Source organism: Desulfobacterium sp. N47, assembly GCF_051233685.1.
GTDB lineage: Bacteria > Desulfobacterota > Desulfobacteria > Desulfobacterales > RPRI01 > RPRI01.
Genome location: NZ_JBAMMY010000022.1, coordinates 20,110 through 27,817, shown reverse-complemented (window position 1 = coordinate 27,817; position 7,708 = coordinate 20,110). Strand labels below are relative to the sequence as shown.

7 protein-coding genes are annotated in these 7,708 nt (G+C 38.1%); 6 read left to right on the top strand and 1 reads right to left on the bottom strand.

The window, feature by feature from the left end; all coding sequences use genetic code 11:
• Positions 1 to 283: 283 nt before the first annotated feature.
• Genes VXK47_RS00720 through VXK47_RS00700 form a run of 5 tightly spaced genes read left to right on the top strand, consistent with a single transcriptional unit; the run spans position 284 to position 4,558 of the window.
• A complete protein-coding gene (locus VXK47_RS00720) occupies positions 284 to 691 on the top strand; it encodes a hypothetical protein (RefSeq protein ID WP_435546857.1) in 408 nt (135 codons plus the stop codon).
• 26 nt (positions 692 to 717) lie between these two features.
• Positions 718 to 1,656, top strand: a complete 939-nt coding sequence (locus tag VXK47_RS00715; protein WP_435546856.1) for an SDR family oxidoreductase — start codon at positions 718 to 720, stop codon at positions 1,654 to 1,656.
• A gap of 22 nt (positions 1,657 to 1,678) precedes the next feature.
• A complete protein-coding gene (locus tag VXK47_RS00710) occupies positions 1,679 to 2,041 on the top strand; it encodes a hypothetical protein (protein ID WP_435546855.1) in 363 nt (120 codons plus the stop codon).
• The gene (locus VXK47_RS00705; protein WP_435546854.1) at positions 2,022 to 2,702 is read left to right on the top strand and encodes a hypothetical protein; all 681 of its coding nucleotides are present in this window, start codon (positions 2,022 to 2,024) and stop codon (positions 2,700 to 2,702) included. The genes VXK47_RS00710 and VXK47_RS00705 overlap by 20 nt, the downstream gene beginning before the upstream one ends.
• 2 nt (positions 2,703 to 2,704) lie before the next feature.
• A complete protein-coding gene (locus tag VXK47_RS00700; protein ID WP_435546853.1) occupies positions 2,705 to 4,558 on the top strand; it encodes a DNA methyltransferase in 1,854 nt (617 codons plus the stop codon).
• 27 nt (positions 4,559 to 4,585) lie between these two features.
• On the opposite strand, the gene VXK47_RS00695 is transcribed toward VXK47_RS00700, so the two are convergent.
• A complete protein-coding gene (locus VXK47_RS00695) occupies positions 4,586 to 6,550 on the bottom strand; it encodes a peptidase U32 family protein (RefSeq protein ID WP_435546852.1) in 1,965 nt (654 codons plus the stop codon).
• A gap of 674 nt (positions 6,551 to 7,224) precedes the next feature.
• Here VXK47_RS00695 and VXK47_RS00690 point away from each other — a divergent pair.
• Positions 7,225 to 7,698: a hypothetical protein gene (locus VXK47_RS00690; RefSeq protein WP_435546851.1), complete on the top strand. Its 474-nt coding sequence runs from the start codon at positions 7,225 to 7,227 to the stop codon at positions 7,696 to 7,698.
• The last annotated feature ends 10 nt before the right edge of the window (positions 7,699 to 7,708 follow it).

The window sequence follows — 7,708 nt, the reverse complement described above, 5'->3', positions numbered from 1 at the left end:
GACTAAGTTGGGCAAGGCCGTTATCGTTACCGGTTTAATGATCAGGGAGATGTTCGTAATCCCTGAACTGGCAAGACTCAGAACCGCTTGCCAATAAATTCTTTTGCCATTTTTGCAAGAACTTTACAATTAAGGGACTATAGCATTTATCTTCTATTGCTGAATGCAAAAAGGCGGTGCTTGACAAAATGTTAAAAAATGTTACTCTGACCGCATTTATATGTCAAGATACAGGTTTTAAAAGTTTTGTAATAGTTATAAACCAATTGTAGCTTTAACAACTATGGAACAAACAAATCTTTATTCCGATGCCCATCTTGTGGTTGCTGCTATCAGGATTCTTGAACGCCGCAATTCCGTACCGCCATCTATAGACAATATCTCTGAATTTCTTTCTTTTTCACCTGAACAGGGCAATTATATCTGCAGAAAACTTGATGAAACCGGAGTAATTGAGATTGTGGAAGGCCCCTTTGGAACAAGACTATTTTTAAAAAACCATCTGGCTTTAGAGGATATTCCTAAAAATATCAAAACAAGCAGTATGGGTGAAGAGCTGGAAAAATTCAAAAACTCCAGAAAGGAACTGGACCAAAGAGTAAAGTCCATTCAGGCAGAGCAGGCTGAAAAGAAAAAAAATCTTTTCGCCAAGCTTGAAGACCAGCTTAAAAAACATCTTGAGGCTAAATAAGGCTGCAGCATGAGAGTAAAAAGCTGATGAAATATCTTGTTATCGGAGGATGTGGCTTTATAGGCTCTCACATAGCCGAAAAGCTTGTCCGGGATGGAAAATCAGTCAGAATCTTCGATAATCTCTCATCAGGATATGAAGAAAACATTTCTTCTTTCAGAAATAAAGTGGAATTCATCAAATCGGATATTAGAGACATTTCCGCAATCAATGCCGCTATGGCAGGAATCGATTATGTTTTTCATGAAGCAGCCCTTGTATCCGTATTTGATTCCGTAAAACGCCCGAAAGACAATCACGATATAAACATAACCGGAACTATAAATGTTCTTTTAGCAGCCCGCGAAGCAGGGGTAAAGAGGCTGGTCTTTGCTGCCAGCGCAGCTGCTTACGGCAATAATCCGTTGCTTCCCAAAAAAGAAGATATGAAACCGGAACCCGAGTCTCCCTACGGCCTTGCCAAGGTTACTTCCGAACAATATCTTGCTCTTTTTTCCAAACTATACGGTCTTGAAACCGTAAACCTGAGATATTTTAATGTTTACGGCCCCCGCCAGGATCCCGGTTCGATGTATTCGGGTGTTATTTCCAGGTTTGTTGAAGCCGTGTTGAAAGGCGAATCTCCTACTGTTTACGGAGACGGAAGCCAGACAAGGGATTTTGTTTTTGTAGAAGATATCGTTCAGGCCAATCTTCTTGCAATGCATACACCGGGCATCGGCTGTGGTGAAATATTTAATATTGGTTCAGGAAAACAAACTTCCTTGCTTGATTTGCTTGAAATTTTAAAAGATATTACCGGCAGTGATTTTGAGATTAAATTCGCCGAATCCAGACAGGGAGATATCAAACACTCCGTAGCAGATATAACACTTGCAGTGCAAAAACTTTCCTACTCACCAAAGTATGACGTTCAAACGGGATTAAAAAGACTTGTAGATTATGTTGTTGGGCGACCGAACTAATAAATAAAGAAATAATGGTAATATGAAAAAGCAAAAAACCGTAGATGAACTGAAAGAGAATGCAATAATTTTCTGGCCTATTGAAATATGCAAGAAAGAACAATCGACAAGTGTAATTCCCTTGCTGCTAAAGAGTCATGAGAAATTCATTAGCATCCTTCATTTATCTGATTCTGATCCAATGGCATGGAAACAAATTGTAGACAAAGTTGAGGATATGCCATCCAACCTTTTTTTAAAGCATCTTTGCGTCTTATCTGATATTGGCGGAGAAAAATTAATGCGGTTTAGAAGCGAACTGCCAACTATTTTAGATAATAATGAACTGATTTTCAATTGGAAGAATAAACAGCATAAAGTATCAATTGAAGAGTCTTTCTTATAAATCATCATGGAGTAATAAGTCGCTTTGTACCGATGGTGTTGGCATTCAATCCGAAAAAGATTCCGATGAATCGATAGTAGATGTCTGCATGTTATTATTGTTTGGCGGTTCATCTATTAATCCTGGTCTACCGAATGAAATCGTTGAAAAGTGTATTATCGGAGGAATGTTAGGAGAAAAAAGAACAATAGAAAAATTTGTTAAGGAAAGGTATATTTGGGTTAGCAGAATTACAGGTGGAGCCACAGCAAATGCAATGGGATATTTTGCACAAAATTATGTTTTGGAAAAGTTGAAAAAGCATTTGCCATCCTGGGATTTTTCGCTGAAAAGTATACCAAATATTAGCCAGAATGCCGGTAAAACTGATACTCAATTCGATATCGTGGCAAAATCCCCTAAAAATAAGTATTGGGCTATCGAAGTAAGTTTTCAGGTTACTACGAATAGCACTATCGAACGAAAATCTGGGCAGGCACAAGCACGCCAAGAACTGCTTCATCGATACGGACACAGAATAGCTTATGTCATAGATGGGGCAGGAAATTTCGAAAGAAGTTCGGCTTTGCAGACTATCCTTAACTTCAGCGATTGCAGCGCTTCATATAATGATAAAGATATTAAACAGTTAGCAATTGCAATAAAAAAGGCTGAAATTTAATTATGGCACACAAAAGTGAAAATTCTAAGCCGCTTATTGAGAATACTATAAATTTAAAGAATTGGAGTGATCTTCTCGATACTGATTTAACAAACAAGAACGTTTATTTGTTACATCTTGACACTGAGTTGGCTTATTCATCAACAGAGATAAATAATATTTCCTTTAATCTTGAACGGTTTATTTTTGAATTGTCTGATGAGTGTGTAATTTCCTTTATTATTTCACCTGAAAACGCTCTCAATTTAATTCATAGCCTTCAAAAAAAGTTGTTTCTTAAATTGTGGATAAGTATTCGTCGGGACAAACCTGTCATTAATAAAAACGAATTGCCAAATGCTCATGTTGGCCTGATAATTTTTTCAAAATATAAAAAGCCGCTTATACATTGTAAAACGCAGATAGCCTATACTTATTGCCCTGCATGTAAAAAAACTACAAAGGATTATGGGGGGAAAAAGCATCTTTATTCGCCCTACGGGACTTTAATGTCAGATGTATGGAGAGATATATCATATCATGACAGTATGTACCCAATTGAAATAATTGAAAGGCTAAAAGATTTGTTCGGTTTATTTCCTTACAAAGTTATTAACTATATTGATTTAAGAGAGTTATCATCTATAAAGTATAACCGTAATGCAGAGATGAAAAAAAGAACAAGCTTTGAAGTTAATAATTCGGGAGAAAGCAGACTCATAAATAAAGACTGCTTCGAAGCTTTTAAAGAAATAAGAGATAATTCAATTGACTTTGCTTTTGCAGACCCCCCATATAATATAAAAAAGAAGTACCACAACTGGAATGACGCTATTGATATTAAAGAATATTTCGTATGGTGTGATAAATGGTTAGATGAATTGGCACGAGTTATCAAACCGGGGAGAACTGTTGCTGTTTTAAATATACCACAATGGCTTGTCAGGCATTTCCAACATATAAAAAGCAAACTGGATTTTCAATCATGGATTACATGGGAGGCACTGGGGCTGCCAGTCAGGAAAATCATGCCTGCACATTATGGTATTCTTTGTATGTCCAAGGGGGAACCACGAGGTGCAGTCGGCAGGATAGAAAAAATTAATTGGGATACAAGATACTATGAACTTAATACGTTGAAACAATGGTATTGTGTGAGACACCAATGTATAAAAATAAGAAATTCAATAAAATTAACGGATAGAGAAGAGCTATCTGATTTATGGTGGGATATACATCGACTGAAACACAATTCGAAACGGGTTGATCATCCTTGCCAACTGCCACCTCAGTTAATGCGCAGATTAATTGGATTATATACCATAGAAGGTGAATGCGTACTTGACCCATTTAATGGCGCAGGAACAACAACTTTAATTGCTCAGGAGTTAGGCAGGAGATTTATCGGATTTGAGTTAAGCGGAGTTTATCACAAAATAGCTCTAAATAGGCATGATGAGTTAGGATCGGGAATTGATCCTTTTGCAAAGAAAAAAAGTACCCCAACGGCTAAAAATAGCAGAGTAAAACGTTTAAAAAAACAGAAATATTTAATCCCTAAAAAGACTCTGCAATTGGAAGTTAAAAGAATTGCCGAAGAAATCGGACATGTTCCAACTCGTAACGATGTTAAAAAATATAGTAAATATCCTTTTAATTATTATGAAGAATATTTTATAGATTGGGGTGAAGTGTGTTCCGCTGTTGGTGATAAAGGGATGAAAGAGGAACCAGAAATTGAATATAACGAACCAAAATATAAACAACTGAGTTTATTCGAACGTATGAAAAGATACAAATTGGAGTTCGCCCAATCCGGCGGTGAAGTAGGCGGGGTTTTCTCCGCTCCGCTCCGAAAACCCCGCCGCTTACCTTAGCGCTATGGGAAATAACAGGTAAACCCGCTAAGCCAATCCAATGCCCCAGTTCCATTTACCTTCTCTTTTTTTCATTATTATATCAGCAGGCAGCGGCTCTATAAGGTTAACAAACATGCTGTAGCCGGCTTTAAGCAGTTCTTCTTTTTTATCCGTCAGATCAATGCTCCAGTTTGGATAAATCCAGAAGTTTGACCCGTATTTTGTTGCCCAGGCATGCTCCCCTTTTGGGCTGATAAACGGATAACCTGTTTGGATCTGGCTGGAAAGAGTTCTTGATATAGATAAGGGCCAGTTCCCTGAAAGAACCATTCCTAACGGAAGCGGAGAGTTTTTTATTAAATTCAGATAATCATCCCGCCCCAGTTCAGGACTTGCAATTGCGCCTGAAAAACCAAGCGAGTGTATTACTTTTAATGCAAGAACATTCCCTATATTGCAAAAGGGCCCGGCCCAGATATTAAGATTTCTGATCCCATCAAAAAGAGCAATCTGCCAGGCAACGTTCAAAACAAAGTTTTTGCTGCCTCTGGAAATCAAAAAATCAATATTTTCTTTAAGTTGTTTTTCTTCATCCGGCCATGTTACGGGCGGAAGCCACCAGCAGCAGGAGTAATCTTTTATTTTTTTTTCTTTAATATCATCCGGATCAAGCCATAATCCGGGTTTTGCTCCTTTATTTAATCGCGCATGATTTCTGTAAACATCAATCTCGCAGGTTGGTATATTCTCTTTGAACCTTTTGGGCAGTTTTGCGGTAAATGTTGACTCCGGATCATTTGCCAGAGATTCTTTCACAATTTTATTTTCAAGTTCGGATATCATGTCTTCAAGAGCTTTTTCACGTCTGTCTGTAAGAAATACATATGATCCAGATGCTGATTTGCTACCCGCTAAGGGTTTTATATATAACCGGCCTCTTTTGGGCACAAATTTGCCCACCCGCAATGTATTATGAGAAACCTCGTCTTCATAGCCGATACGAAGAAGGTCTTTGGGCAAAAGCTCTTCATTTGGTGAAAGCCATGGATTTTGTCCCGGCCCGCTAATTTTACCGACAAGAAGTCCCGAACCAGTCTGGCTATCTGTGCTTACAGGATTCTGAGGTCTCTGCGGGAGAAAATTATAGTGTGTGCCTTTTCTCCCAAGAGAGCGTGAAAGCAGTTCCAGTGCATTTTTTTTCTGTGCCGGGTCACTTCCCTGATCTCTGAATAATTTATAAGCACTTACAGTATAATATACATAGTGAGGGCCTTTTTTTCTTCCTTCGATTTTCCAAGCGCTTATTTCAGAAAGCGGCAATAAAACCTTTGATAAAACGTCAAGGCTGAGATCAACACAGGAAAAAAATCTGCCGGTTTTGCCTTTCTGGGTATAAATTCTGCGGCAGGGCTGTACGCATCTTCCACGCAGCCCGCTTTTGCCTCCGAAATAACTGCTCCAGTAGCATCTGCCGGAAATTCCGTAACAAAGCGCTCCATGTATAAATAATTCAAGAGAAAGCTTTTCGGGACAGGCTGCGGCAAGAGCTTTAATTTCATCAACGGAAAGTTCCCTGGGGATAACAACCCTGTCTATATCAAGGTTTTCACGTATAAGCTTTAAAGCCGCAGGAAAGGTTGCATTGGCAAGTGTGGAAAGATGAAGCTCGCCTTCAAAACCTGTTTGCTTTGCAAGGTCTATTAGTGCAAGATCCTGAATTATCAGACCATCAGGTTTAACCTGCCTTGATAGTTGCGCTATCAGACCCGCGGCAAAAGAAAGATCTTCATGTTTTAAAAGCGAATTTAAAGCGACATATACTTTAACTCCATTCTCATGGGCAAGCCGGCAAAGAGGAGAAAGTTCTTCAATTGTAAAGTTTTTTGCCTCCATGCGGGCAGAATAATTTTTAAGTCCGCAATAAACGGCGTCTGCTCCGGCAGCAATTGCAGCAAGAAACGAAGCCTTGTTTCCTGCTGGAGCAAGTATTTGAGGTTTATGATTATCCATTTATCCTTTTGAGCAAGATTCAAAACGTCTCATTCAGGCCGATCTTTTGCGTTGGGCTCAAATTTAGCACGCAGTGAAGCATAGCGCTATCCCCGAAATACTAAATGTATTCCTGTGGTTAAACTTTTCGCCCGCCTTGACCTTGAAGAAACTGAAATGTTTTGAAAGCGGCTCTTTTATTAATTTTATAAATTTATTCCAAGTCTGCTTTATCTTATAATTACAAGCTACTCCGGTCAAGGAATTAAAAACGGGAGCGCCTTTCAGACCTTGCCAAACAACTTCATCATAACAGGCAGGGACAGGAAGGGATTTGGAGTCAGTGTCAGTTTTTTTTGTATATTTTCCCGGAAGATAAATATTATATATCTTTTTCACATAATTTACGGCAGCAGTGCTGGTTTATATTGGTAATGGTTTTTTCGGATGATCTAAAACGCAGATTTTAAATATATATCTTGAAAAAGCAGGATTTGCTGATATTATAAAAAACTGATGAATGTGTAAACAAAATGAAAAAAATAAATTTTCGTCATACCGGTGAAAGCAGGAATCCATTAAATTCAGCATATTCCGGATGCAGGATCAAGTCCGGCATGGCGATTTGAGTGTTTTTTGCGATCCGTCAAAAAATGATGGTTTCGTAATAAGATATAATTCAGAAGAGGTTCAATATGAAACAAAAATATTTAATTTTAAAAGATGATGAAAACAACAAACTTATTATAAGTGAATTTGCAGAGCTTGATAAAGAAATCTTTTCATTGCTTTGCGAGGAAACATATGAAAAGAACATTATAAATGAAGCGATTTTACGAGGAAAAACAGAGCTGGTTTCTGCTATTCGCACTCACAATTTTTTCCCTCCGATTTTGCAGGCCGATAAACTGGCTGAAGCAATAAAATTTCTATATGATTCGCAAAGCGTTCAATCTACGGAAGTATTTTTTGATGATACCGATCATCTTGCTAAAGAATATGTTGAATTGCTGGAAGATGAACCCATAGATGAAGAACCGGAAGAGCTGGAAGAAATATTTGATGAAACATTTGATGAAAAATATGACGGCAAGACTCCTATAACCGGCCGCAAACCGAGCATATCAATCGCTGATGATGAATTTGTTGAAAGTGATGAGGAATTATAAGTTGAACATC

Excerpts from the sequence above, each read along its gene's own strand:
- VXK47_RS00695 (WP_435546852.1), bottom strand. The coding sequence starts at position 6,550 with ATGGATAATCATAAACCTCAAATACTTGCTCCAGCAGGAAACAAGGCT.
- VXK47_RS00710 (WP_435546855.1), top strand. The coding sequence starts at position 1,679 with ATGAAAAAGCAAAAAACCGTAGATGAACTGAAAGAGAATGCAATAATT.
- VXK47_RS00715 (WP_435546856.1), top strand. The coding sequence starts at position 718 with ATGAAATATCTTGTTATCGGAGGATGTGGCTTTATAGGCTCTCACATA.
- VXK47_RS00700 (WP_435546853.1), top strand. The coding sequence starts at position 2,705 with ATGGCACACAAAAGTGAAAATTCTAAGCCGCTTATTGAGAATACTATA.
- VXK47_RS00690 (WP_435546851.1), top strand. The coding sequence starts at position 7,225 with ATGAAACAAAAATATTTAATTTTAAAAGATGATGAAAACAACAAACTT.
- VXK47_RS00720 (WP_435546857.1), top strand. The coding sequence starts at position 284 with ATGGAACAAACAAATCTTTATTCCGATGCCCATCTTGTGGTTGCTGCT.